20 protein-coding genes are annotated in these 21,515 nt (G+C 63.2%); 9 read left to right on the top strand and 11 right to left on the bottom strand.

All coding sequences use genetic code 11. The annotated features are described in order from the left end of the window. Positions 1 to 145: 145 nt before the first annotated feature. A complete protein-coding gene (locus AC3IR3_RS03200) occupies positions 146 to 2,965 on the bottom strand; it encodes a TonB-dependent receptor (RefSeq protein ID WP_489195585.1) in 2,820 nt (939 codons plus the stop codon). 453 nt (positions 2,966 to 3,418) lie between these two features. Between AC3IR3_RS03200 and AC3IR3_RS03205 the strand changes: the two genes are divergently transcribed. After that, complete coding sequence (locus AC3IR3_RS03205; protein WP_489195586.1) at positions 3,419 to 4,615, top strand: XylR family transcriptional regulator; 1,197 nt, start codon at positions 3,419 to 3,421, stop codon at positions 4,613 to 4,615. Then, positions 4,590 to 6,203: an alpha-L-fucosidase gene (locus AC3IR3_RS03210; protein WP_489195587.1), complete on the top strand. Its 1,614-nt coding sequence runs from the start codon at positions 4,590 to 4,592 to the stop codon at positions 6,201 to 6,203. Before AC3IR3_RS03205 ends, AC3IR3_RS03210 begins: the two co-directional genes overlap by 26 nt. A gap of 257 nt (positions 6,204 to 6,460) precedes the next feature. Here AC3IR3_RS03210 and AC3IR3_RS03215 read toward each other — a convergent pair whose 3' ends face one another. Beyond that, positions 6,461 to 7,768 carry a NupC/NupG family nucleoside CNT transporter gene (locus AC3IR3_RS03215; RefSeq protein WP_489195588.1) on the bottom strand — a complete coding sequence of 436 codons (1,308 nt, stop codon included), beginning with the start codon at positions 7,766 to 7,768 and terminating at the stop codon, positions 6,461 to 6,463. Positions 7,769 to 7,952: 184 nt separating this feature from the next. Between AC3IR3_RS03215 and AC3IR3_RS03220 the strand changes: the two genes are divergently transcribed. Further along, positions 7,953 to 8,582 carry a LysE family transporter gene (locus AC3IR3_RS03220; protein ID WP_132142156.1) on the top strand — a complete coding sequence of 210 codons (630 nt, stop codon included), beginning with the start codon at positions 7,953 to 7,955 and terminating at the stop codon, positions 8,580 to 8,582. On the opposite strand, the gene AC3IR3_RS03225 is transcribed toward AC3IR3_RS03220, so the two are convergent. Then, a complete protein-coding gene (locus tag AC3IR3_RS03225) occupies positions 8,579 to 8,779 on the bottom strand; it encodes a hypothetical protein (protein WP_489195589.1) in 201 nt (66 codons plus the stop codon). The genes AC3IR3_RS03220 and AC3IR3_RS03225 overlap by 4 nt on opposite strands. A gap of 15 nt (positions 8,780 to 8,794) precedes the next feature. After that, positions 8,795 to 9,724, bottom strand: coding sequence for a hypothetical protein (locus tag AC3IR3_RS03230; RefSeq protein WP_489195590.1), 930 nt, complete (start codon positions 9,722 to 9,724; stop codon positions 8,795 to 8,797). 192 nt (positions 9,725 to 9,916) lie between these two features. On the opposite strand from AC3IR3_RS03230, the gene wrbA reads away from it, so the two are divergent. After that, positions 9,917 to 10,516, top strand: coding sequence for an NAD(P)H:quinone oxidoreductase (gene wrbA, locus AC3IR3_RS03235; RefSeq protein ID WP_489195591.1), 600 nt, complete (start codon positions 9,917 to 9,919; stop codon positions 10,514 to 10,516). On the opposite strand, the gene AC3IR3_RS03240 is transcribed toward wrbA, so the two are convergent. Both AC3IR3_RS03240 and AC3IR3_RS03245 read right to left on the bottom strand, forming a co-directional pair. Continuing rightward, positions 10,513 to 11,022, bottom strand: coding sequence for an OsmC family protein (locus tag AC3IR3_RS03240; protein WP_489195592.1), 510 nt, complete (start codon positions 11,020 to 11,022; stop codon positions 10,513 to 10,515). The two genes, wrbA and AC3IR3_RS03240, sit on opposite strands and share 4 nt — an antisense overlap. A 65-nt stretch (positions 11,023 to 11,087) precedes the next feature. Further along, positions 11,088 to 11,837, bottom strand: coding sequence for a YdcF family protein (locus AC3IR3_RS03245; RefSeq protein WP_489195593.1), 750 nt, complete (start codon positions 11,835 to 11,837; stop codon positions 11,088 to 11,090). Between the two features lie 250 nt (positions 11,838 to 12,087). Here AC3IR3_RS03245 and AC3IR3_RS03250 point away from each other — a divergent pair, with 250 nt between their 5' ends. The 4 genes from AC3IR3_RS03250 (at position 12,088) to AC3IR3_RS03265 (ending at position 16,180) form a co-directional block, all read left to right on the top strand. Then, positions 12,088 to 12,600, top strand: a complete 513-nt coding sequence (locus tag AC3IR3_RS03250; RefSeq protein ID WP_489195594.1) for a hypothetical protein — start codon at positions 12,088 to 12,090, stop codon at positions 12,598 to 12,600. Positions 12,601 to 12,619: 19 nt separating this feature from the next. Next, positions 12,620 to 13,438 carry an SDR family NAD(P)-dependent oxidoreductase gene (locus AC3IR3_RS03255; RefSeq protein ID WP_489195595.1) on the top strand — a complete coding sequence of 273 codons (819 nt, stop codon included), beginning with the start codon at positions 12,620 to 12,622 and terminating at the stop codon, positions 13,436 to 13,438. Between the two features lie 95 nt (positions 13,439 to 13,533). Continuing rightward, positions 13,534 to 15,873: a S9 family peptidase gene (locus AC3IR3_RS03260; protein WP_489195596.1), complete on the top strand. Its 2,340-nt coding sequence runs from the start codon at positions 13,534 to 13,536 to the stop codon at positions 15,871 to 15,873. A gap of 13 nt (positions 15,874 to 15,886) precedes the next feature. Then, positions 15,887 to 16,180 carry a hypothetical protein gene (locus AC3IR3_RS03265; protein WP_489195597.1) on the top strand — a complete coding sequence of 98 codons (294 nt, stop codon included), beginning with the start codon at positions 15,887 to 15,889 and terminating at the stop codon, positions 16,178 to 16,180. Between the two features lie 206 nt (positions 16,181 to 16,386). On the opposite strand, the gene msrB is transcribed toward AC3IR3_RS03265, so the two are convergent. The 4 genes from msrB to AC3IR3_RS03285 form a co-directional block, all read right to left on the bottom strand. Then, the gene (gene msrB / locus AC3IR3_RS03270) at positions 16,387 to 16,950 is read right to left on the bottom strand and encodes a peptide-methionine (R)-S-oxide reductase MsrB (protein WP_489195598.1); all 564 of its coding nucleotides are present in this window, start codon (positions 16,948 to 16,950) and stop codon (positions 16,387 to 16,389) included. Positions 16,951 to 17,036: 86 nt separating this feature from the next. Beyond that, positions 17,037 to 17,378, bottom strand: a complete 342-nt coding sequence (locus AC3IR3_RS03275) for a glycine zipper 2TM domain-containing protein (RefSeq protein WP_489195599.1) — start codon at positions 17,376 to 17,378, stop codon at positions 17,037 to 17,039. Next, positions 17,375 to 18,313: a YihY/virulence factor BrkB family protein gene (locus AC3IR3_RS03280; RefSeq protein ID WP_489195600.1), complete on the bottom strand. Its 939-nt coding sequence runs from the start codon at positions 18,311 to 18,313 to the stop codon at positions 17,375 to 17,377. The genes AC3IR3_RS03275 and AC3IR3_RS03280 overlap by 4 nt, the downstream gene beginning before the upstream one ends. 74 nt (positions 18,314 to 18,387) lie before the next feature. Continuing rightward, positions 18,388 to 19,101, bottom strand: a complete 714-nt coding sequence (locus AC3IR3_RS03285) for an HAD family hydrolase (protein ID WP_489195601.1) — start codon at positions 19,099 to 19,101, stop codon at positions 18,388 to 18,390. A 72-nt stretch (positions 19,102 to 19,173) separates the two neighbouring features. On the opposite strand from AC3IR3_RS03285, the gene AC3IR3_RS03290 reads away from it, so the two are divergent. After that, positions 19,174 to 19,362: a CPXCG motif-containing cysteine-rich protein gene (locus AC3IR3_RS03290; protein WP_489195602.1), complete on the top strand. Its 189-nt coding sequence runs from the start codon at positions 19,174 to 19,176 to the stop codon at positions 19,360 to 19,362. A gap of 753 nt (positions 19,363 to 20,115) precedes the next feature. Here AC3IR3_RS03290 and AC3IR3_RS03295 read toward each other — a convergent pair. Beyond that, positions 20,116 to 21,429: a carbohydrate porin gene (locus tag AC3IR3_RS03295; protein WP_489195603.1), complete on the bottom strand. Its 1,314-nt coding sequence runs from the start codon at positions 21,427 to 21,429 to the stop codon at positions 20,116 to 20,118. Between the last annotated feature and the right edge of the window lie 86 nt (positions 21,430 to 21,515).

A 21,515-nucleotide genomic window follows, 5' to 3' on the forward strand; every position in this document is an offset into this window, starting at 1 on the left:
GGGGCGTGCTTCCGGCGATCGTATGAGAGAACGACAAACGCCACGCGGAAGTTGCTTCCCCCGGGCGATACCCGCCCCCTCAGCCGATCGCCGGACCGACGCCCCCACTTCCCATCCCCCACCCCCACTCATTGGTCCCGCATTGTCAGAAGGTGAACTGCGCCTTCAGACTGAACAGACGATCGTTGATCTGCACATCGCGTGGGCGGGAGTCCAGACCGAAGATCGTCGAACGCTTCGTATTGGTCAGGTTGACCGCGGCACCGGTGAGCGAGAACGCATCGGTGACGTGATAGGTAACCGATGCATCCACCTGGCCGAATGCCTTGTCGTAGATCGGCAGATTGCCCGTGCCGTTGCCGGCCGTCGTTTCCACCCACTGGCTACGCCAGTTGTACGCGATGCGCGCGGAAACCGGGCCTTTTTCGTACATCAGGATGAAGTTGTAACTGTTCTTCGACAGCCCTTCGAGGGGAACCTGCAACGGCCGGCCGGAGGTGTCGGTCGCGCTCGGGCTCGGCGCCTTGCTGTACACGTAGGTGTAGTTCGCCTGTACGCCCAGGCCATTGAACGGCTCCGGCAGGAAATCGAAGAAGGTCTGGTAGCCCGTTTCGGCGCCCTTGATGATGCCGTTGTCGCCGTTGGTCGGACGGGTGACCTGATAGACCTGGCCGTTATAGGTTTCGTTGAAGACGCCGTTGGCGATGAAGCCATCCACGCTCTTATAGAACAGCGCGCCGTACAGCATGCTGGTCGGGTTGTAATACCACTCCAGCGAAGTGTCGTACTGCTTTGCCTTCATCGGCTGAAGGTTCGGATTGCCCGCGGTACCAGTAAAACTGTTCGCGCCGCTGGCATTCGGCGTCGACAGCGAAAGTGTCGGATTCAGCTGGTCGAAGTTCGGGCGCGTCAGCGCCTTCGATGCCGCGAAGCGCCACTGCAGCTTGTCGGTCAGGTGAATATTGAGGTTCAGGCTGGGCAGGTAGGAGTTGTACGTGCTGTTGACGCTCAGCGGCGTGTACGTGCCGCTGCCGTTCGGGTCGGACATGAAGCCGGAGGTGCCGACCTTCGTGCGCACGCCGCGCATGCCGATATTGCCGTCGACCGGAATGTCCCACATGCGCCAACCGAAGCGCAGCACGCCATACGCCGCATAGGTCTTCTCGTTCTGATGGTTGGCCAGGAACGGATTGTAGGTAAGCGGATCGGTGATGCCGAGGGCCGTGAGCGAGCCCGGATAATCCGACAACAGGGCCGGGTTCGGCGCGATGGTTTCGCCGAAGGTATTCGCGTTGCCGCGGAAGAAGTCGTTGAACGAATTGACAATCCACATGGACGACGGAAGCGTCGACAGGTCCTTGCCGAGGTAGCTGAAGCGATAACCCGTGGTCTGGGTGTCGGCCTTGCGATCCGTGGTACGCACACCGAACTTCATCGACTGGAAGAAATTGCTGTCGAAGGTGTATTCGGCATCGGCGCGCCATGCGAATTCGCGGCCCTTGCTCTTGTCGCGATCGTCGAGTGCGAAACCCATCTGCTGGGTCGAAGGATCGGTGAGCGAACCCTGCGGCACGGTGATGACCGGAATGCCGCCGGAAATGTCCTGGAACATCGACGGTGCGGTGGTGTGCGTGTTCAGGATGTAACGCAGCTGGTCCGTGGTGGCCTTGATGTACTGGAAGTCGGTACTCAGCGTCAGCGAGTTCGTCGCATTCCACGAACCGCCCCACGATATGTCGGTGGTCTTGGAGTGACGCGTCGCCAGGCTGGAGTTCGAGTCGACCGGTATACCCGCGCTGTAAGCGCCGCTGTTGGCATCGGTCGTGCCGTTGAACGTGCCGCTCTGGAAGTCGCCGTTGGGACCGAACTGGAACGGTGCGCCGGGTTCGGGAACCATGCCGTTCGCGCTGCTGTAGCCGAAGACCGCATAATCCTTCCACTGGAACTTATAGTCCGAACGCAGTGCCTGCAGGTAGAGCTCGGACTCGGCGTTCGGGCGCCACTGTAGTGCCAGCGCGGTGCCCAGACGCTTGCGGTCGCCGTAGGTTTCGCCGACGCCGCCGCCGTGCGGCACATTGAGAGTCCGGCCTGCGTAGCCCGGATAGATCGTGTCCGGGCCGCCGCTTCCTTCATTGACCTGGTAGAACGGTTCGGTCGAGACAACGTCCTGACGGAAGGCATGCTTTTGATAGGCGACGTCGAGCAGCACGCCGAATTCGCCGATGTCCGTGTTCCAGCGATTGCTGAAGAGACCCGAGGCAGACGGATTGCCCTTGCTGATCAGATCGCCGTAATCGTACTCGCCGGTGACGGCGAGCTTTCTGCCTTCGAAATCGAATGGCTTGTGCGTGCGCAGGTTCACCGTGCCGCCCAGGCCGCCTTCGATGATTTCCGCCGAAGGGTTCTTGTACACGTCGATGCCGGCAAGCAGTTCGGACGGAACGTCCTCGAAGCTCAGCGCGCGGCCGCCGTTGGCGGTGAATGAATCGCGGCCGTTAAGTTCGGTGCGGACCTGGGTCAGGCCGCGGATGGCGATGCTGCTGCCTTCGCCGTAGTTGCGGTCGATCTGGATGCCCGAAATGCGTTGCAGGGCTTCGGCCACGTTGCTGTCGGGCAGCTTGCCGATGTCTTCGGCCACGATCGAATCGACGATCTGATCGGCGTTCTGCTTGATCGATGCCGCCGACTGGAGGCTGGCGCGCACACCGGTCACGGTGATCCCACCGAGTTCCGTGGCAGTGGGATCGACCTGCTTATTCGCCTCGGCCTTTTTTTGCGCCTCGGTCTTCTTCTTTCCGGTATCCGGTTTCGCGGTCTGGGCCTGCGTTCCGGTGGGCGATGCGTCCTGAGCGTGCACGGGCGTCTGCAGCAGGGCGATGGCGATGGCGATACCCGCGGACAGGCGGGCGACGGTCAAGCGTTGGTCGACGCGCTGGACCCTGGTCTGTTCGGACCGGTGATTCATATTATTGCTCTCCCCGAAATGTTTTCGTTCATTCCGGGAGGCTGTGCTCGCCGGACGTTTTCCGCAGTTACCCACGCCCGCGCGGCCCATCCGGCGCGCTTGCCATTCCTGCATCACTTGAGAGCGATGGGCTTCCGACGGACGTCCGGCCCCGATCCGGTGTCCTGTTCCGCGCCCCTCACGCCCCACGAGGCGATCCGCTTTGCCAGCGTTTCGCTTCCCGACGAGCCTCCCCTGGCTCCTGACCCCATACCGTCGCCCCTCGTTGACGGGCGGCATGCGACTGGGCTGCATGCTGGGGCGATGCCTCTCTGCACACAATTACGAAATTGCTCATCGGGATTGACGTTTCTTCGTTTGCGTTTGCCGCAAACGTGCCTGAACCGGCTTCTTCGCCTGTAGTTTTCAATCCCATGGCTGCGCGGGGGCGCGGATGGAGAAGGGACGGAGGGAATGGTCGGATCGGGCGGCGTGCACCGCATTGCGCTTCTTTTCAACGCCAACAAGGTTTACGACCGGCAGGTGATCGCCGGCGTGGGCGCTTACCTGAGTTCCACCCGCGTGACATGGGACCTGTTCCTCGAGGAGGACTTCCGTGCGCGGCTGGGCGGTCTGGCCGACTGGGCAGGGGACGGGATCATCGCCGACTACGACGATCCGCAGGTGGCCGAAGCCCTGGCGACCGTCGATATTCCAATTGTCGCGGTGGGCGGCTCGTATGCCGACCCGGCGCGCTATCCCGCGAATCTTCCCTATGTGGCGACGGACAATGCGAAGCTGATCCGTCTGGGTTACGACCACCTCGTAGCGCAGGGTTTGCGAAACTTCGCGCTGTATTCGCTGCCGGAACTTCCGTCCAGCCGCTGGGCGCAGGAACGCGAACGCATATTCGCAACGACGGTAGCCGGTGACGGCGTACCGGCACACATCTACCGTGGTCACGCGACCAGCGCGGCGGGGTGGAGCGAATCCACCGACGCGTTGATCGCATGGCTGCGCGATTTGCCCAAGCCCGTGGGCTTGATCGCGGTAACGGATGCACGGGCCCGGCAGGTCATCCAGGCTTGCATGATGGCCGACATCGCTGTGCCCGAGCAGATCGCGATCGTCGGCATCGACAGCGATCCGCTGGCGCGCACGCTGTGCCGCATTCCGTTGACGTCGATCCGTCAGGGCACCGTGCAGATGGGGCGGACCGCGGCCGAATGGCTGCACGGGATGCTCCAGGGCATCGGCCGCAGCGACGCACGCGTCGTCGTTCCGCCCGATGGCATCGACGCGGCGGCGTCGAGCCGGCACCAGACGGTGCGTAGCCCGCACGTGATGCGGGCACTGCAATACATCCGGCAATACGGTTGCCTGGGCATCAAGACCGAGCAGGTCGCCGATTACGTGGGCGTTTCGCGTTCGCTGCTGGAAGAGCACTTCCGGATGGGTTTGAAACGCAGTGTCCACCAGGAAATTCTGCGTCACAAAATCGAACGGGCGCAGTCGATGCTTGCCGCCGGCGAAACCAGCTATGCGGATATTGCGCAGCGCTGCGGCTTTACGTCGGTGCAATACCTCTACACCGTGTTTCGCCGCGAACTCGGTTGCACACCCAAGTCCTATCAGGAAAAACAGCATGCGCTTGCCCGCCTGGGTCACTAATTTCCTGCGTGCGCTGATAGCGGCCGCATTGTTTGTTTCCTGTGCAACGCAGGCGCAGGCCGTGGCGCCCACCGCTGGCAAGGTCGCCCCCGAAACCATCGATCGGACATGGCGCGAATCGGGTAAGGCGTTCGATGCGGAACGTCTTCGTTTGCTGGGTCGCGTGGCGGAAGGCGCTGCGCGAGGACCGTTCCGTGCCGACTGGGCATCGTTGCAAGGCTATCGCGCGCCGACGTGGTACGAGGATGCGAAATTCGGCATCTTCATTCACTGGGGTGTCTATACCGTGCCGCAGTTCGGTAACGAGTGGTATTCGCGCAATATGTATAAGCCGGGGACGCCGGAGTTCGCGCATCACGTCGCGACATATGGCACGCAGGATCGTTTCGGTTACAAGGATCTGATTCCGTTGTTCAAGGCACCGCGCTTCGATGCGCGCGCCTGGGCGAAATTATTTCGCGAGGCCGGCGCGCGCTATGTCGTGCCGGTGGCCGAGCATCACGATGGATTCGCGATGTACGACAGCCGGTTATCGGACTGGACGGCGATGAAGATGGGTCCGCATCGCGACATCGTCGGCGAGTTGGCCGCGGCCATTCGCGCGGAGGGTATGCACCTGGGCCTCTCGTCGCATCGTGCGGAACACGACTGGTTCTTCGATAACGGCCGCACGATTGATTCCGATGTGAACGATCCCCGATATGCCGCGTTCTACGGTCCGGCGCACGCGCGCGGCGACACACACGGCGACCTCGACCTGGCGGCCGACTGGACGTATGTGTCGCAGGCCTGGCTCGACGACTGGACAGCGCGGACCGCTGAGATCGTCGAACGTTATCACCCCGACCTGATTTACTTCGACTGGTGGATCGGTCATCCGACCTTCCGCAACGCGCTGCCGCCGCTACTGGCCTACTACTACAACGACGGCGCGAAACGCGGTGGCGTCGTGGTCGATTACAAGCTGGGCGCTTTTCCCGATGGTGCGGGCACGCTGGATGTCGAACGCGGCCAGCTCGACGGCATCCATCCGACGCACTGGCAGACCGATACGTCGCTGGGAAACGCATCGTGGAGTTATGTCGAAGGCGATACGTACAAGTCGCCTGAAACGGTCGTGCATACGCTGATCGATGTTGTCAGCAAGAACGGGAATCTGTTGCTCAACATCGGGCCGCGCGCCGATGGTTCGATAACCGGGGAAGAGTGCTCGACGCTGCTCGCCATCGGCGGCTGGCTGAAGGTCAACGGCGATGCGATCTATGCGTCGAAGCCGTGGCGTGTTTTCGGCGAGGGTCCGACGCGCAATGTCGCGGGGCCGTTGCAGGAAGGCAAGTCACGGCCATTCACCGCGCAGGACATCCGGTTCACGACGCGCGATGGCGTGCTCTATGCGATCGCGTTGGGTTGGCCCGCGGATGGGACACTGACGATTCGTTCGGTTGGCGCGGACGATCGCGTAAGAAAGGTGACGATGCTGGCCGATGGGCAGGCGGTGAAGTGGACGCAGGAGAAGGATGGACTTCGCCTGATGCTGCCGGCGAAACCGGTAGGCCGCTATGCGTATGTGTTCCGGATAGAAACCTGAACCCGCAAACTCGCCGCGGACCGGTGGGGTATGCCCTTGGGACGCGGCCATGAGGCAGTCCTGTGGGAGCGTGCCTGCGCGCGAAAGCCTACGTAGCGAAGATGCTATGCGTGACATCCGCAGCCCGGGAAGCGGGCTCGCGAAGGTGAGCATCCGTCATCCTCGCCCTGTTGGCTTTCGCGCGCAGGCGCGCTCCCACAGGTCTGCCCCACAGGTCTGTCCCACAAATCTGTGGCGGGCTGCTAAGCCTTAACCGCTCAGAACCCCTCGAGCACACCCGCGATGGTCGCGGTCATGAACGTGGCGATGGAGCCGCCCAGCACGGCGCGCAGGCCAAGGCGTGCAAGGTCCGCGCGACGGTTCGGTGCCAGTCCGCCGATGCCGCCGATCTGGATCGCGATCGACGAGAAATTGGCGAAGCCGCACAGCGCGTACGTGGCAATCAACCGGCTATGGGGCAGCAGCTCGTCGAGGTGCTTGGCGAGGTCCGCATAGGCGACGAACTCGTTGATGACGACCTTCTGTCCGATGAAGCTGCCGACCAGCGTCGCATCCTGCCAGGGCACGCCGATCAGCCATGCGATGGGCGAGAGGACCCAGCCGAAGATGGTTTCGAGGCTCAGCTTCACGTCGTGGCCGACGAGGCCGGTGAGCCAGTGATTGAGGCTGCCGTCAGGACCGCCGACGGTACCGAGCCACTGCACCGGACCGTTGATCAGCGCGATAAGCGCGATGAAGGCGAGCAGCATGGCGCCAACGTTCATTGCCAGCTTCAGGCCGTCGCCCGCGCCCGTGGCCGCCGCGTCGATGACGTTGGCCGTGGTGCGTTCGACGTCGATCTTGACGGTACCGCGGGTCAGCGGTTCCTGCGTTTCGGGTACGAGGATCTTCGCGAGCACGATCGTGGCCGGCGCGGCCATGACGCTCGCGGTGAGCAGGTGCTTGGCGTAGAACATGCGCTGCACGGGGTCGTCGCCGCCGAGCATCGCCACGTACGCGGCCATCACGCTACCGGCGATATGGGCCATGCCGCCGATCATGACGGTCATGAGCTCGGCCTGGGTCATGCGTTCGATATAGGGTTTGATGGTCAGCGGCGCTTCGGTCTGGCCGATGAACACGCTGGCGCAGACGCTGGTGGTTTCCGCGCCGGACACGCGCATCACCTTGGTGATGACCCAGGCCATGCCCTTGACGATCTGCTGCATGATGCCGAGGTGGTACAGCACGCCGGTCAGCGCGGCGAAGAACACGATGGTCGGGAGTACTTTCACCGCGAAGATCACGCCGAACTTCGAGCTGTCGAGCAGGCTGCCGAAGATAAAGCGCGAACCCACATCGACATAGTCGAGCAGGCGGACGAAGCCGGTGGCGATGGCATCGAAAACGTCGCGGCCCAGCGGCACTTTCAGCACGATCGCCGCGAAGCAGATCTGCAGCGCGATACCCGTGGCGACCAGTTTCCAGTCGACGACGCGCTTATTGTTCGAAAAAATGAACGCGATGCCCACGAGCACCGCCAAACCGAACAGGCCAAATAGAACATGGCCAAGCAGAGCCAGCATCAGACAATCCCCTTAGAAGGCCGGGGAAAGCCCCGTGACCGCGTAAATTGCGGCAGCGTAGAGGACGGGGCGGAGTGGGGCAAGGCGCAGCGCGGCGGGGTTCGTGGAGGCTTGCCGTTTCGATGAGGATTTACTCAGTCTCGTCAGGACGTTAGGCTCACGTGTCGCCCCCGGACCCACCCCCATGAATCTCTTCCTGACTATCGCCGTCGTGCACATCGTGGCCCTGATTACTCCCGGTCCCGATTTCTTCTTCGTATCGCAGCTGGCCGCCAGCCGGTCGAAGCGGGAGGCGCTGTTCGGTGTCGTCGGCATCGCCCTCGGCGTGGCGGTCTGGGCGGCGCTGGCGCTGCTGGGCCTGCAATTGCTGCTGCACCGGCTGGTCTGGCTGGAGCGGGGGATTGCGATCTGCGGCGGAGCCTATCTTCTGTGGATGGCGTTCCAGATGCTGCGCGGTGCCGTTCGCGCGCCGCAGCCGGGAGCCGGTCCGGTCGTCGACCTGCGCGGATCGAGCCCTCTGGTGGCCCTGCGTCGCGGTCTCCTGACCAATCTCGCCAATCCGAAGGCGGCGGTGTATTTCGCCAGTATCTTTTCCGCGTTCCTTGGCGATAGCGTCGATACGTCGTCGCGTTGGGGGCTGTGGACCCTGGTGACGGTGGAAACGTTCGCCTGGTTCGCCGTGGTGGCCGGCGTATTCGCGCTGCCGGCCATGCGCAGGGGCTACGTGCGGGCCAGTCGCTGGATCGATGGCGGCGCGGGCGTGTTCTTTGCGTTGTTCGGCTTGCACCTGATCTTCGGCCGCAAGGCGGTTTAACCGACAAGCCAGCGGACGACCACGACGACAACCACGATCGCGGCGCCGATGGCGATCACGTGGCGAAGATACAGGCCGCCCGACGCGTTGCCGCCGTCGTAGTCGGCGTCGTTATAGTCGTGCGACGCATCGCGCGGACGCCGCGCGTAATGCAGGCGATGCCAGCGACGGCGTTTTTTCGGCGGTTTGGGCGTCATGACGAAAGCATACCGTTACCGGGCGCGGGCGATTCGCGAGGTCTGTTTCAGTTCTTCGAGAACCTCCGGACCACGTATGTCGATGTGGTCGGGGTTGTTCACGTAAAAGCGAACGAACGATGCTTCGCTTTCCGCCGGTGTCCATGGTTTCGCCCAGACGAAGACGACGCAGTAACCGCCGGTTTCGGCGATGAGCTTATCGAGTCGCGCACGTAGCAGTTTGCGCACGGGGTATGTTTCGATCAGCTTCTCGCCGAGCGTGATGGTCGGTTTGATTTCCTGTTCGCCGGTTCTGAATGCACGCGTGAAACGGATGAAGTAGCCGTTTTCTTTTTTCAGGCGCTGCACGTATGCGGTGCCCCACCAGATAGCGCGGACACCCGTTATGTCCTCGACTTTCTGTCGATAGACATTGCGAAACAGCACCTCGTACGTCGGTGTTTCGCCGCCGATGGCGACGGTGGCTTCGGCCAGCGTGCCGTCGCGGCGGTGTTCGAGGAACTTCTGCACGACGGACGACAGCCGGTAGTAGTGACTGGCACCGGTGCGCAGGCCCGACGATTTTTTCGGCGCGGGAGCTTCCCGCGTGGCCTGCACGGACGGGGTGCCCGGTTGCGGCGATGCGCGGAAGTGATCGGCGGGGCGTTCCAGTTCGAATACGTCGGGCGTGGGTGTTTCCGGTTTCCGCGTACCGGATCGCGTGCCGTGGAGTACTTCGCACGTTTCCGCGTGATCTTCGATGCGACGGGAGCGGAAGTACGGGCGTACGCGCAGGGTCTGTTCGGGTTTATCGAGGCAGGCGCAGATGAGTGCTGCGGTGCATCCGGTGCCGACGCAGGCGAAGGTCGCACCGGCATCGAGCAGCTCGGCCCAGAAAAGTTCGTAGGCACGCTCGGCGGTCATGCGCTCCTGGCGTTCGGGGTTTTGCGCTTCGTCGATCGACACGGGGTGGTTCCTGTCTTGCGATGAGGCACTTTAGCGCGAGCAGGCTGGTTGTCGTTACGTTGCCTACCCGTCGCCCCTCGCCGTGCAGCGTGGATGGGACGTCCACGCGGCCAGCTGCATGCTTTTGCGGTCTTCTACGTCGCATTGACCCGTGGACGTCTAGATTTGAGGCCCCATCCGGAGTCCGCCGTCATGGCAAAAGTACTGGTGCTTTATTACTCGGCCTATGGCCATATCGAAATGATGGCGAAGGCCGTCGCCGAGGGCGCGCGCGAAGCGGGCGCGACGGTCGATATCAAGCGGGTGCCGGAACTGGTGCCCGAGGAGATCGCAAGAAGTTCGCACTTCAAGCTGGAGCAGGAAGCACCCATTGCGAAGGTCGAGGACCTGGAAACTTACGACGCGATTATCGTCGGCGTCGGCACCCGCTATGGCCGCATGGCATCGCAAATGGCCAACTTCCTCGATCAGACCGGCGGCCTGTGGATGCGCGGCGCACTGAACGGCAAGGTCGGCGGGGCTTTTTCTTCCACGGCCACGCAGCATGGCGGTCAGGAAACGACCCTGTTCTCGATCATCACGAACCTGATGCATCTGGGCCTGATCATCGTCGGCCTGCCGTATAGCTTCGCCGGGCTGACAAATATGGACGAGATCACCGGTGGCGCGCCTTACGGGGCGACGACGATCGCCAAAGGCGACGGTTCGCGCCAGCCGAGTGCCAACGAACTGGCGGGCGCGAAGTATCAGGGCAAGCACATCGCCGAGGTCGCGGCGAAGCTGTTCGGTTAACCCGTCTCGTCGCAGGCCAGTTCCATACCAACGACATGGGCGCCGGGCGCACAGGCGGTGGGCACCGGCAACACATCGGACACTTGGGTAACCACGCTGGCACCGCCTTCCAGCGTGCGATGAACGGGGCAGCGGTCGGCGATGTCGAGCAGCCGCGCGCGCTGTTGCTCGTCGATCGACGGATCGAAGACGATGGTGCGCGTGAAGACGTCGGCGGGCGTTCGCGTGGCGTCCTTCGTGTGGGCGACTTCGACATGAAGCCGCCCGAGATCCCAGGACTTGCGCGACGCATACAGGCGCAGCGTCATGACCGTGCAGGCGCCGAGCGCGGCGGCCAGCAGATCGTACGGTCCCGGCCCCGTACCGTTGCCGCCATCGGCGACCGGTTCGTCGGCGATGAAGTGCAGGCTGCCCGCGGTAATGCGACTCTGGAAAAGGCCCGCACCCGTCGGTTCGACGACGGCACCGGCGCCGGACGGAGGGATGGGAGTGCGTTCGTCGCTCATAGCAACCTCAGGGATAGTGATAGGTTTCGACGGCGACACGTTCGTGCGTCGCATCCGGCAGGCGCTTACGACGCCTTGACGCGAGGCACGTTCCAGCCCATCGCGTTATAGAGGCGATAGCGGGCGATGCCGATGTATTCGTGCAGGGCGACATCCGCCATGTACATGTTGGACGCCTGGGGCAGCCAGTCGTAACTCGCTTTAAGGTAGTCCGCCCGCACGGGTGTGGCCTGGATCGCGAAGTGCGCGAAGTACAGCGAAGCGCGGCGCAGGTGGAACGCGGACGAGACCAGCACGATGCGATCGGGGTGCAGGTCGGCCAGCAGGGGCGCGCTGAACTGGGCGTTCTGGAACGTGTTCATGCTGCGTGGCTCGAGCAACAGGTCGTCGGCGGGAATGCCCAGCCGTTCCAGTGTCCGGCCGTATACCGCGGCTTCCGGCTCCTTGAGCCCGGCCGCGTCGCCGCCGCTGACTTCCAGCCGGCATTCGGCGCCGGTGGCCTTGCAGGCGCGATAAAGCTCGGTGGCGCGCAGGATGCGGCCGTTCGCCGCCATGCCCGGCTCCACCGCGCCCGTGTCGCCGCGCAGGGTACCCGCGCCCAGCAGGATGATGACGTTGCGTTGCCCCCAGTGGTCGACGTCCTGCGCCATCCCCGCCTGGAGATCGCGCAGCAGCCAGCTCGCCACGGGGCCGCAGCCGATCGCGAAGGTCCACAGGATGGACAGGACGAAGAAGACGCCGGCGGCGCGACGGCGTTGCCGCCAGAGAAACAGGGCGCCGATGGCGGCGAGAAGCAAGGTTAGGGTCAGGGTCATTGGCGAAGCGTAATGGGTGGAGAGCGGAGATGGGGGGTGGGAAGTGGGGGCGCCATTCCGGCGATCGCATGAGGGAACGACAAGCCCCCCGCAGACGTAACTTCCGCCGGACGATACCAGTACCCTCAGGCGCTCGCCGGGAACACGCCCCCACTTCCCACCCCCCATCCCCGCTCTCTTGCCACAAACCTAACCTTTCCGCCCTTATCCTCGGCCGTCAAACATGTCCAACACACTTAAGGAGTTGTCGATGAAGCTTTCGTTTCCCGCCGTAGCCCGCGTCGCCGCCGCCTTCGGGCTGCTGTTTGCCGCTCTGATTCCCATGGCCGCGCTTGCCCAGGACAACCCGGCTTCGCACATCCCGGAGTCGGACAAACAGGCGATTCAGAATTACCAGCTGAATGACGATGTGTTTAAACGCATCGTCGCTGTGTCCCAGGAAGCCAAGGCCGCGGGTATCAAACCCAGCGAAGCGCCGACCGATTTCAACAAGATCCACAGCCTGGAGGATCTGGCGAACCAGGTGGTAAGCGCCGATCCGCGTATCGCGCCGCTCATCAAGAAGTACGGCTTCACGCCGCGCGACTTCCTTCTGGCCAACCTCGCGGTCACCAACGCGGCCATCGCGTCGGAAGCGAAGAGCAATCCGGAGATGGCCAAGTACGTCGACCAGAAGAAGGTGAACCAGGCCAATGTGGCTTTCTACGAATCGCACAAGGCGCAGATTTCGGCGCTGATGAAAGAGTCGGACGACGGGAAGTGAGCGAACACAAGGCTTCTACATGACCACGAATCCTCCACGTCGCGCCCTCATTACGGGCGCGTCTTCCGGTATCGGCGAAGCATTCGCGCGCGAACTCGCCTCCCATGGCATCGCGCTGGTCCTGACGGCGCGGCGTACCGATCGCCTCGAACAATTGGCCGCCGAGCTGCGCTCGCGGCACGGCGTCGAAGCCACGGTCGCACCGCTGGATCTGGCCCGGCCCGACGCGGTCGAAGCGCTGGTCGCCGCGCTGGACAACCAGCAGCTGCCCATCGACATCCTGATCAACAATGCCGGCTATGGCATCCCGGGCTATTTCGACGAGAGTCCCTGGCAAACCCACGCGGACTTTATCCAGGTGCTGATGACGGCGCCGACCGAACTCAGCCATCGCCTGCTCCCCGGCATGAAGGCGCGTGGTTACGGACGCATCGTCAACGTGGCGTCGCTGGCCGGGCATATTCCGGGGTCGGCGGGACACACGCTGTATGGCGCCTCGAAGGCGTACCTGATCCGTTTTTCCCAGTCGCTGGCGCTGGAAACGCTGGGTACGGGCGTGAACGTCACCGCCCTGTGCCCGGGTTTCACCTATTCCGAATTCCACGACGTCAGCGGCTCGCGGCAGCTCGTGTCCCAGATGCCGAAATTCATGTGGATGGACGCTCCCACGGTCGTCCGGCAGGGCTGGCAGGCCGTCGAGGCCGGCAAGGCGGTCTACGTGAACGGGCGGGTCAACGGGCTGATCAAATCCCTGTTCAAGCTGATGCCCGACGCCCTGGCGTTGCGGCTGGTCGAGAAACAAGGCCGCAAGTTCAGGGTGGGCGGTCATCAGGGGTGACCAATGGCATACGTTCCGGGGGCCTTCTGCCGGTAGCCTCGTGGGTTTGCGGCGCCGTCCGGCGCTGTCCTTAGCCATGACACGGGGACTATGCGATGTCGACGATTCTCAACACGCGGCTGGCGGGCGCTCTGCTGCTAGGCCTCGTTTCCACCGGCGCAGCCGCGCAGACGCTCACCGCGAATGACTACAAGCACGCGGAAAGCTTCCTCGGGAACATCGCCGGTCCGCTGGTCGACCATGCGGTGGGCCGGGTTACCTGGACCGACGACACGCACTTCTGGTATCGCGACCACGACCAGAACGGCGACCGTTTCCTGCGCGTCGATGCAGCAACCGGTCAGGTCACCCCGGCGTTCGACCAGGACAAGCTCGCCACGGCGCTGAGCACCGCGCTGGGCAAGAAGGTCGAGGCCAACAAGCTTCCGGTGTCCGCGTATACCGTGCGCGAAGACGGCCGCTACGACGTCACCGCGCGTCGCAAGCATTTCGTCTGCGACGCCGATTTCGCTGCCTGTGCCGAGCCGGTTGCCAAGAAGGGCGCCGACGGCAAGCCGCTGGCCAAAGAGCCCGGCCTGGCGTCGCCCGATGGCAAGCAGGAAGCCTTTATCCGCGACTGGAACCTCTGGGTGCGCGACATCGCGACCGGTGCGGAAACACAGCTGACCACCGACGGCGTGGCCAACTACGGCTATGCGACGGACAACGCGGGCTGGAAACATACCGACGAAGCCGTCGGCGTCTGGTCGCCGGATTCGAAGAAGATCGCTACCTTCCAGCAGGATCAGCGCAAGACCGGCGAGATGACGCTGGTCGGCACCAACGTCGGTCATCCGACGGTGGACACCTGGAAGTATCCGCTGCCGGGCGACAAGGACGTGACGATGATCGAGCGCGTCGTGATCGACGTGCCGTCGCACAAAACCGTTCGTTTCCAGATGCCGCCCGACCAGCATCGTTCGACGCTGTGCGACGACGTGTCGTGCAGCCCCGGCGAATGGGACGATGTGCGCTGGGCCGCCGACGGTCGCAGCATTGCGTTCGTTTCCACGTCGCGCGATCACAAGCAGGAATGGTTCCGCGTGGCCAATCCGGACACCGGTGCGGTGCGCGAAGTCTTCGGCGAAAAGGTGAAGACGTACTTCGAAAGCGGCAACGGCAAGGTCAACTGGCAGTACGTGCCCGAAACCGACGAGGTCATCTGGTTCAGCGAGCGCAGCAAATGGGGCCAGCTGTACATGTACGACCTCAAGACCGGCAAGCTGAAGCACCAGATCACCTCGGGCGACGGCAACGTCACCGAAGTGCTGCGCATCGATCCGAAGTCGAAGACGATCTGGTTCCGCGGCGTCGGCAAGGAAAAGGGTCGCAATCCGTACTACCAGCAGTTCTACAAGATCGGTTTCGACGGCAAGGGCCTGACGCTGCTGACGCCTGAAGATGCCGATCACACGGTCGAGCTCTCGAAGGACGGCACGTATTTCGTCGATTCGTATTCCACGATCGACCATCCGCCGGTGACCGTGCTGCGTCGCTCGGACACGGGTGCGACGGTCAAGGAAGTCGCGCGTGCCGATATCTCGCGCCTCAAGGCGGCGGGCTGGGTGCCGCCGACGGCGTTCACGGTCAAGGCCCGCGATGGCAAGACCGATCTCTACGGCCTGATGTTCAAGCCGACGAACTTCGATCCGTCGAAGAAGTATCCGATCGTCGATTACATCTATCCGGGTCCGCAGACCGGTTCGGTGCGTACGCGCAGCTTTATCCCCGCGCATGGCGACAACCAGGCGCTGGCGGAACTGGGCTTCATCGTCGTCGCCATCGACGGCATGGGTACGCCGTGGCGCACTAAGGCATTCCACGATGCGTACTTCGAGAATATCGTCGACAACACGCTGCCCGACCAGGTCGCGGGTCTGCGCGAACTGGGCAAGCGTTACTCGTGGATCGACATGGACAAGGTCGGTATCTGGGGCCATTCGGGCGGTGGCAACGCGACCGCGACCGCGATGTTCCGTTACCCCGATCTGTTCAAGGTAGGTATCTCGGAAAGCGGCAATCACGACAACCGCAACTACGAGGACGACTGGGCCGAGAAGTGGCAGGGTCTGCTCGTGAAGAAACCCGACGGTACGTCCAACTACGACGATCAGGCCAATCAGGTACATGCGGCTGGTCTGAAGGGACACCTGCTGCTCGCGCACGGCACGATGGACGACAACGTGCCGCCGTATGAAACGCTGCTGGTGGTCGATGCGCTGATCAAGGCGAACAAGGATTTCGACCTCATCATGATTCCCAATGCCCACCATGGCTACGGCGAAGCGACGCAGTACATGACGCGTCGTCGCTGGGATTACTTCGTGCGCAACCTGCAGGGCGGCACGCCGCCGAAGGAATACCAGATGGCGCCGATGACGCCTCCGGGCGGCTGAACGGACACAAGCCATGCAATCGCTCGGACTATTGCTCGTCTGTCTGGTCGGTGGCTGGCTCGTTTATCGGTACCGCGACAGGGGAAGGCTGCGCGGTATCTCGCTGGCGGGCGAACACATACGGATCGGCGACGAGGAGTGGTCGGGGGCGGAGGCTGTCGTGTTGCGCGTCATACGTTCCGGTGAAGCGACGACGCTGATATGCCGGTTGCCCGACGGACGGTTTATCCGTGCGGTCGGGCACGGGGCGGGTTGGCGGTTCTTTCCGATGACGGACGAGGCGGCGCGGCAGGCGCTTGGTGGGTAAGTTGCCGCTCCCGATTTACCACCTCACTCCTAAGCTCTGAACCGACGTAGTCGCGACAACCCATTGCACCGCACTGGGTCCGAAGCCTGCGCAGGGACGACGGTGAGGGAATTGCCGAATGTTGCCTCCCGTCGCTCCTGCGCAGGCAGGAGCCCAGCGCGATGCGACAGGTTTTCGCCTCATCGATTGTTCGCATTGGGTGGCAGCTACGCAGCCACCCCCACGAAACGCATCGCTGCCGCATTCATGCAATAGCGCAAACCAGTCGGTCGCGGACCGTCGTCGAAGACATGCCCCAGATGCGCATCGCAACGCGCACACGACACCGCCGTGCGGGTCATGAACAGACTGGTGTCTTCGTGTTCGACGACGTTACGTTTCGACATCGGCTGCCAGAAGCTCGGCCAGCCCGTACCGGATTCGAACTTGGTCGCCGAATCGTAAAGCGCGGTGTCGCAGCAGATGCAGCGATACAGACCGTTGTCGTGACGATCCCAGCCTTCCCCCGTGTATGCCGGCTCGGTGCCATCGCGACGGGTGACGTCGTAAGCCTTCGTGCTGAGCTTCTTCTTCCACTCGGCATCGGACAGCACGACACGCGGCTGCACGCATGGCCCCAGCGGCTTCTTGTCGGCGCCGAAGCAATCGAGAGTGACGTTACCCGGCGCGGGCGCTTCCGCCGCACGGGGAAGCCTGATGGCCAGGGCTAAAGCGGAAACAGTGGCCAGGGCGCCGACGAAGCGGCGGCGGGATCGATCGGCGGTGCTCATGGGGGAACCTCGCTCAAGTGGGGTGGCGCCCCGCAGAGCGCCTTACCCATGAGACCGGCCGCGGCCCCCGGTCATTACATGGGCGCTCAGTCGTCCACGTAGTGACAGCGACGTTCCGTCGTCGTATAGCTGTTTTTGTCCTGGTTGTTCTTCTGGATGCGATTGCCGGCGTAACCGCCACCTACCGCACCGGCGACCGTGGCCAGGGTTTTGCCCTTGCCGCCGCCGACCTGGTGGCCGAGCACGCCGCCCGCCACCGCGCCGATGGCGGTACCGGCGATCTGGTGCTGGTCCTTGGCATCGCTGTGCCTGACCTCGACGTTCTCGCACACCTGGCGGCGATGGCTGCTCTGGGCCTGCGTCTGCGGAACAACGGCCGCGTTGGCGATCAGGGCGAGCGCGGCAAACGCTATCAGAGGTTTCTTCATGACCGTTCCTCCTTGGGGGACCTGGACAGGGATACCGCCGGTTCCGTGACGGATGGGTCAACAGTCGACGGTCTGCCCGATCGCAGCGACATGGCATACGGCCGCGGTTTGATCGGGTTGCCGCGCGCTTCCGCGACGGCTTCCGTCAATTCGGCGCCCAATAACAGGATCAGCGCGGAGTAGTAAACCCATACCAACAACACCACGACGCCACCGGCCGGTCCATACGGTCCGCCCACATTGCTGTGCTCCAGATAAATGCCAATGGCGTACTTGCCGATAACGAACAGCACGGCGGTAAGGGCCGCACCGACGATGGCATCGCGCCACTCGATGATCGCGTCCGGAAGCACCTTGAAGATCGCCGCGAAAATAACGACGAAGATACCCAGCGAGATCACCGCCTCGACGATCTGCCATGCCGTGGTACCGCCGCGCACGAACACAGCGATCATGGCGCTGGCGGAGAACGAGACGATCAGCAGGAAGGCCAGCGACAGCAGCAGCCCAAGCGCATGCACGCGGGCGCGCAGCCAGCCCAGCACCGCTTGTCCCGGCCTGGGTTGCAGGCTCCACACGCGATTCAGTGCACCCTGAAGCTGGGCGAACACGGCGGAAGCGCCCACGATGGTGACCCCGAGACCGATGATGCCGGCCATGCTGCCGACGCCGGGGCGCTCCTTGGCGTTGGCGATGACCAACTGCACGGCACCGGCCGCCCGTTCGCCGACGAGGCCGTTCAGGCTATCGACGAGCTGGCTCTGCCATTCGGGGCGCAGGGAGGCCACGATCCATAACAACAGCACCAGCAGGGGCGCAAAGGAAAGGGCGGAATAGAACGCCAGCGCGGCGGCCCGTGTCATCAGCTCGTCGTCGCCGAATCCCGTCGCGGTGGTCTTGACCACGCGTAAACCGAGGTGGATATGTCTGTGCATGACGATGCCGTCTCCCTGCCGCAGGTGAGCGTGGAGTGAAGAGTCGCCGGTAAGACGCGAAGAAGATGTCGTTGTTAACGTTCGGCCGTGGCGTGCATTGTGGCGACCGCATCGGGAATGCCTTCGGCACCGGCCACTTCGATCACCCGCTCGTTCATCGCGAAATCGGTTTCCGTCTCATGCGCCCAGGTGCTGTGATACGGCATATAGATGCCCCAGCCGCCAAGGGCGACCACCGGCGCGATATCCGAGCGCAGCGAATTGCCCACCATGGCGAAACGTTCCGGCGCGATATCGAATTCGCGAAAAATGCGCGCATACGCTGCCGGATTCTTCTCGGACACGATTTCGATCCGGTGAAACAGGTCGGCCAGTCCGCAGCGTGCGACCTTGTACTCCTGGTGGAACAGATCACCCTTCGTAATAAGCACGATGCGATGGGTATGCGCCACGGCTTCCACGGCATCGCGAATGCCGGGCAGCAGCTCGACAGGGTGACTCAGCACGTCCTTGCCGAGCTTCACGATGCGATGGATATCCGCAGCATCGATGCGGCCGTTCGTTAGTTGGATAGCCGATTCGATCATCGAAAGGGTCATGCCTTTCGCGCCGTAGCCGAACAGCGAAAGATTGCCGCGCTCGGTGGCCAGCAGCGCATCGAGCAGGCCGGCATCGGCCAGATCGATGTAATTGGCCAGAATTCTCTCGAATTCCGCCTGCGCGTGGTCGTAATAGTCCTGGCTATGCCAGAGGGTGTCATCGCCGTCGAAACCGACCAGGTCGATCATGGCGCTGCTCCGCTTGGAATCCGGGGGAAGCCGCGTAGCATAACGGGCGAGACTCCACCGGAGGAACGACCCATGACCGATTTCGTCAACATCCACTGCCCGTATTGTGGCGAATCCATCGAGATCGTCGTGGACGCCTCGGCTGGCGATCAGATCTATGTCGAGGATTGCCAGGTGTGCTGCCGCCCGATCGATGTCAGGGTAACGGTAGGCGAGGACGAGAAAGTTTTCGTCACGGTATCCGGCGAAAACGACGGCTAGGCGTGTTCCTGAGAAAGGTTCTTCACGCATTCTCGGGGCGGGCTCGGCTTCGCCATCGCTTTCGCCGTAGCACTCGGACGCTTCGCGAAGAGCCGTCGGCCACCGCCCTCGCCGCTCCGTCTCCACCGTCGCTCGGGAAGGGATAGCCGCTGCGCGGCTGGTGTCTTAATGGCTGCGCCCCGTCGCGCCCGCGCGGCGGGCGGGGGTTTTCGATTCGGCTCCTGCCTCAGCGAAAACGGCGGACCGTCCTGGTCCGCCCCCTTCGGGCCTTTTCCGCCCGCCGCGCTCGGTTCCGCAAGTCGCGTCGAGGGCGGTGGCCGACGGCTCTTCCGGAGGTTGCGGTTACGTGGGGGAAAGCTGCGCGTGACGCAGGACCCGTCATGGCCGCATCCGGTCCGGTCCGATCACCTGCTTAGCTCGTGCTCTGCCCGCAGCAAACCGCCGTCGACGGTGCCGTGGCCGGGTTGGCCCTTGGGGCCGCCTTAGCCGAGGGCCGCGATCACCCACTGACGTAGCGAAGTGGGCGCTACGGCCCGCTCCCGCAGGGACGGCGCCGAAGGCCCCAAGGGCCAACCCGGTCGCGGCTTCCTCGAGCCACGAGCGTGAGCCGACCACGCCGCTGATAACACGAGCCGCCCAGCGGCGATCCTCAACCAAAGAGCGACGAGCCGTACGAGATCGTCCCCGCAGTGCACGAAGAACAAAAAAAACGGCCCGGTTGCCGGGCCGTTTCGTTCTTCGATGTCGCTTCCGTCAGAACGTAACGCTGGTCTTCAGACCGAGCACGAACGCATTGCTGTTCTGGCTGGTGCCGCCCGGATGCAGGATGTACTGCAGGTTCGGACGAAGATTGATCGACGCGATCGGCGACCAGTTGTAGAACACTTCCGCGACGTACTCGTAACCGTCGTTGACCACGGTAGCCTGATCCGGATGCGTTTCGTTGAACAGGCGCTGATAGTCTCCCTTGCGTCCGTTCGCGTGCGTTGCACCCAACGCTGCGCCGACGAAATCGTTCGGGCGATCGAAGATGCCCTTGTATTCCATGCCCAGCGCGATCTGGCCATCGGTGGCCGACGTGTCGCGATCCGCCTGCGAGATGTTCAGGAACACCGTGGTGCCCTTGCCGCCCGCCACACCCGAGACCTGCTGCTCGAAGTTGATGTAACCGCCGTAACGCGAATCGCGCTGGAGCGGCTTGCCACCGGTTAGTGCAATCGGTTCGCGATTGACGTCGAGGTACAGATCGTTGCCCTTGGACGTGTTGTACCAGCCGCCGATCTTGTAGCTGCCGGGCAGGCCGCCGACCGACGGCGTCCAGCCGAACTCCAGCGGAATCAGCGCGCCGGTGGTGCCGCCCGGATTGTTGAGCTTCCAGCCGTTCTTGCGCGCGTAGCGATCGTCGACGTATTTCGGATTGACCTGATACGCGCCGATCTGGATATACGTCTGGTCCGTCGTATTGAGTTTGAGGATCGTGGCCCACTGGCTGGTCGGCCAGTTCACCCAGTAGTCGCCGACGATATTGCCGGGCTGTGCACCGCAGAACGTGAGGTTCTGGAAGTCGCAGGAGAACGCGGCGAAATCGCTGCCGACAGGCAGTCGTCCGAATTTCCAGTCGAGCTTGCCGTCGAAGAATTTCTGTTCGAGCGAGAATTCGGTGAGATGCCAGGTCTGGCCGCGGCCGTAGACTTCCTGGATCAGCTGGTTGTTGCCGATGTGGGCGTCGGCACCGAGATTGCGACCATTACGGTCGGTAACCATGATGCGGAAGGTGGCGCCCTTCCAACCCCAGAGCTTGTCGAGATCGAGTGTGGAACCGAGTTTCCACTGATCCGTATAGCGGGTCAGGTGGCTCGTACCGCCGGTGAAGTTGTGCGCCACTTCGCTGCCGTAACCGAGATCGAAGGTGATACCTTCGTTCGCGAGGCGGGTTCGCGTTCCGTTCCAGTCGCCGAACAGATATTTGTCCGACGCGTCCTGCGCGCTTGCATGGCCGGCCAAACCAAGACCCAGGCAGGCGAGCAACGCCGTACTCAGTGGCCGCATTAGTTTGTTGGTGAGCATGAAACGTTCTCCCTGAAAGTGACGCAATGTACGTGGTGGTTATTGGTTTTCAATTTCTAGCGATCCTTGCGCAGTGCATTCCCCCT

This window comes from Luteibacter sp. GL_149, assembly GCF_057834065.1.

What these genes read in the sequence shown, in the direction of transcription:
- AC3IR3_RS03215 (WP_489195588.1), bottom strand. Translation starts at nt 7,768, where the DNA reads ATGCTGGCTCTGCTTGGCCATGTTCTATTTGGCCTGTTCGGTTTGGCG.
- AC3IR3_RS03280 (WP_489195600.1), bottom strand. Translation starts at nt 18,313, where the DNA reads ATGCACAGACATATCCACCTCGGTTTACGCGTGGTCAAGACCACCGCG.
- AC3IR3_RS03260 (WP_489195596.1), top strand. Translation starts at nt 13,534, where the DNA reads ATGTCGACGATTCTCAACACGCGGCTGGCGGGCGCTCTGCTGCTAGGC.
- wrbA (WP_489195591.1), top strand. Translation starts at nt 9,917, where the DNA reads ATGGCAAAAGTACTGGTGCTTTATTACTCGGCCTATGGCCATATCGAA.
- AC3IR3_RS03265 (WP_489195597.1), top strand. Translation starts at nt 15,887, where the DNA reads ATGCAATCGCTCGGACTATTGCTCGTCTGTCTGGTCGGTGGCTGGCTC.
- AC3IR3_RS03225 (WP_489195589.1), bottom strand. Translation starts at nt 8,779, where the DNA reads ATGACGCCCAAACCGCCGAAAAAACGCCGTCGCTGGCATCGCCTGCAT.
- AC3IR3_RS03255 (WP_489195595.1), top strand. Translation starts at nt 12,620, where the DNA reads ATGACCACGAATCCTCCACGTCGCGCCCTCATTACGGGCGCGTCTTCC.
- AC3IR3_RS03210 (WP_489195587.1), top strand. Translation starts at nt 4,590, where the DNA reads ATGCGCTTGCCCGCCTGGGTCACTAATTTCCTGCGTGCGCTGATAGCG.
- AC3IR3_RS03200 (WP_489195585.1), bottom strand. Translation starts at nt 2,965, where the DNA reads ATGAATCACCGGTCCGAACAGACCAGGGTCCAGCGCGTCGACCAACGC.
- AC3IR3_RS03275 (WP_489195599.1), bottom strand. Translation starts at nt 17,378, where the DNA reads ATGAAGAAACCTCTGATAGCGTTTGCCGCGCTCGCCCTGATCGCCAAC.
- AC3IR3_RS03295 (WP_489195603.1), bottom strand. Translation starts at nt 21,429, where the DNA reads ATGCTCACCAACAAACTAATGCGGCCACTGAGTACGGCGTTGCTCGCC.
- AC3IR3_RS03205 (WP_489195586.1), top strand. Translation starts at nt 3,419, where the DNA reads ATGGTCGGATCGGGCGGCGTGCACCGCATTGCGCTTCTTTTCAACGCC.
- AC3IR3_RS03290 (WP_489195602.1), top strand. Translation starts at nt 19,174, where the DNA reads ATGACCGATTTCGTCAACATCCACTGCCCGTATTGTGGCGAATCCATC.
- AC3IR3_RS03250 (WP_489195594.1), top strand. Translation starts at nt 12,088, where the DNA reads ATGAAGCTTTCGTTTCCCGCCGTAGCCCGCGTCGCCGCCGCCTTCGGG.
- AC3IR3_RS03245 (WP_489195593.1), bottom strand. Translation starts at nt 11,837, where the DNA reads ATGACCCTGACCCTAACCTTGCTTCTCGCCGCCATCGGCGCCCTGTTT.
- AC3IR3_RS03220 (WP_132142156.1), top strand. Translation starts at nt 7,953, where the DNA reads ATGAATCTCTTCCTGACTATCGCCGTCGTGCACATCGTGGCCCTGATT.
- msrB (WP_489195598.1), bottom strand. Translation starts at nt 16,950, where the DNA reads ATGAGCACCGCCGATCGATCCCGCCGCCGCTTCGTCGGCGCCCTGGCC.
- AC3IR3_RS03240 (WP_489195592.1), bottom strand. Translation starts at nt 11,022, where the DNA reads ATGAGCGACGAACGCACTCCCATCCCTCCGTCCGGCGCCGGTGCCGTC.
- AC3IR3_RS03285 (WP_489195601.1), bottom strand. Translation starts at nt 19,101, where the DNA reads ATGATCGACCTGGTCGGTTTCGACGGCGATGACACCCTCTGGCATAGC.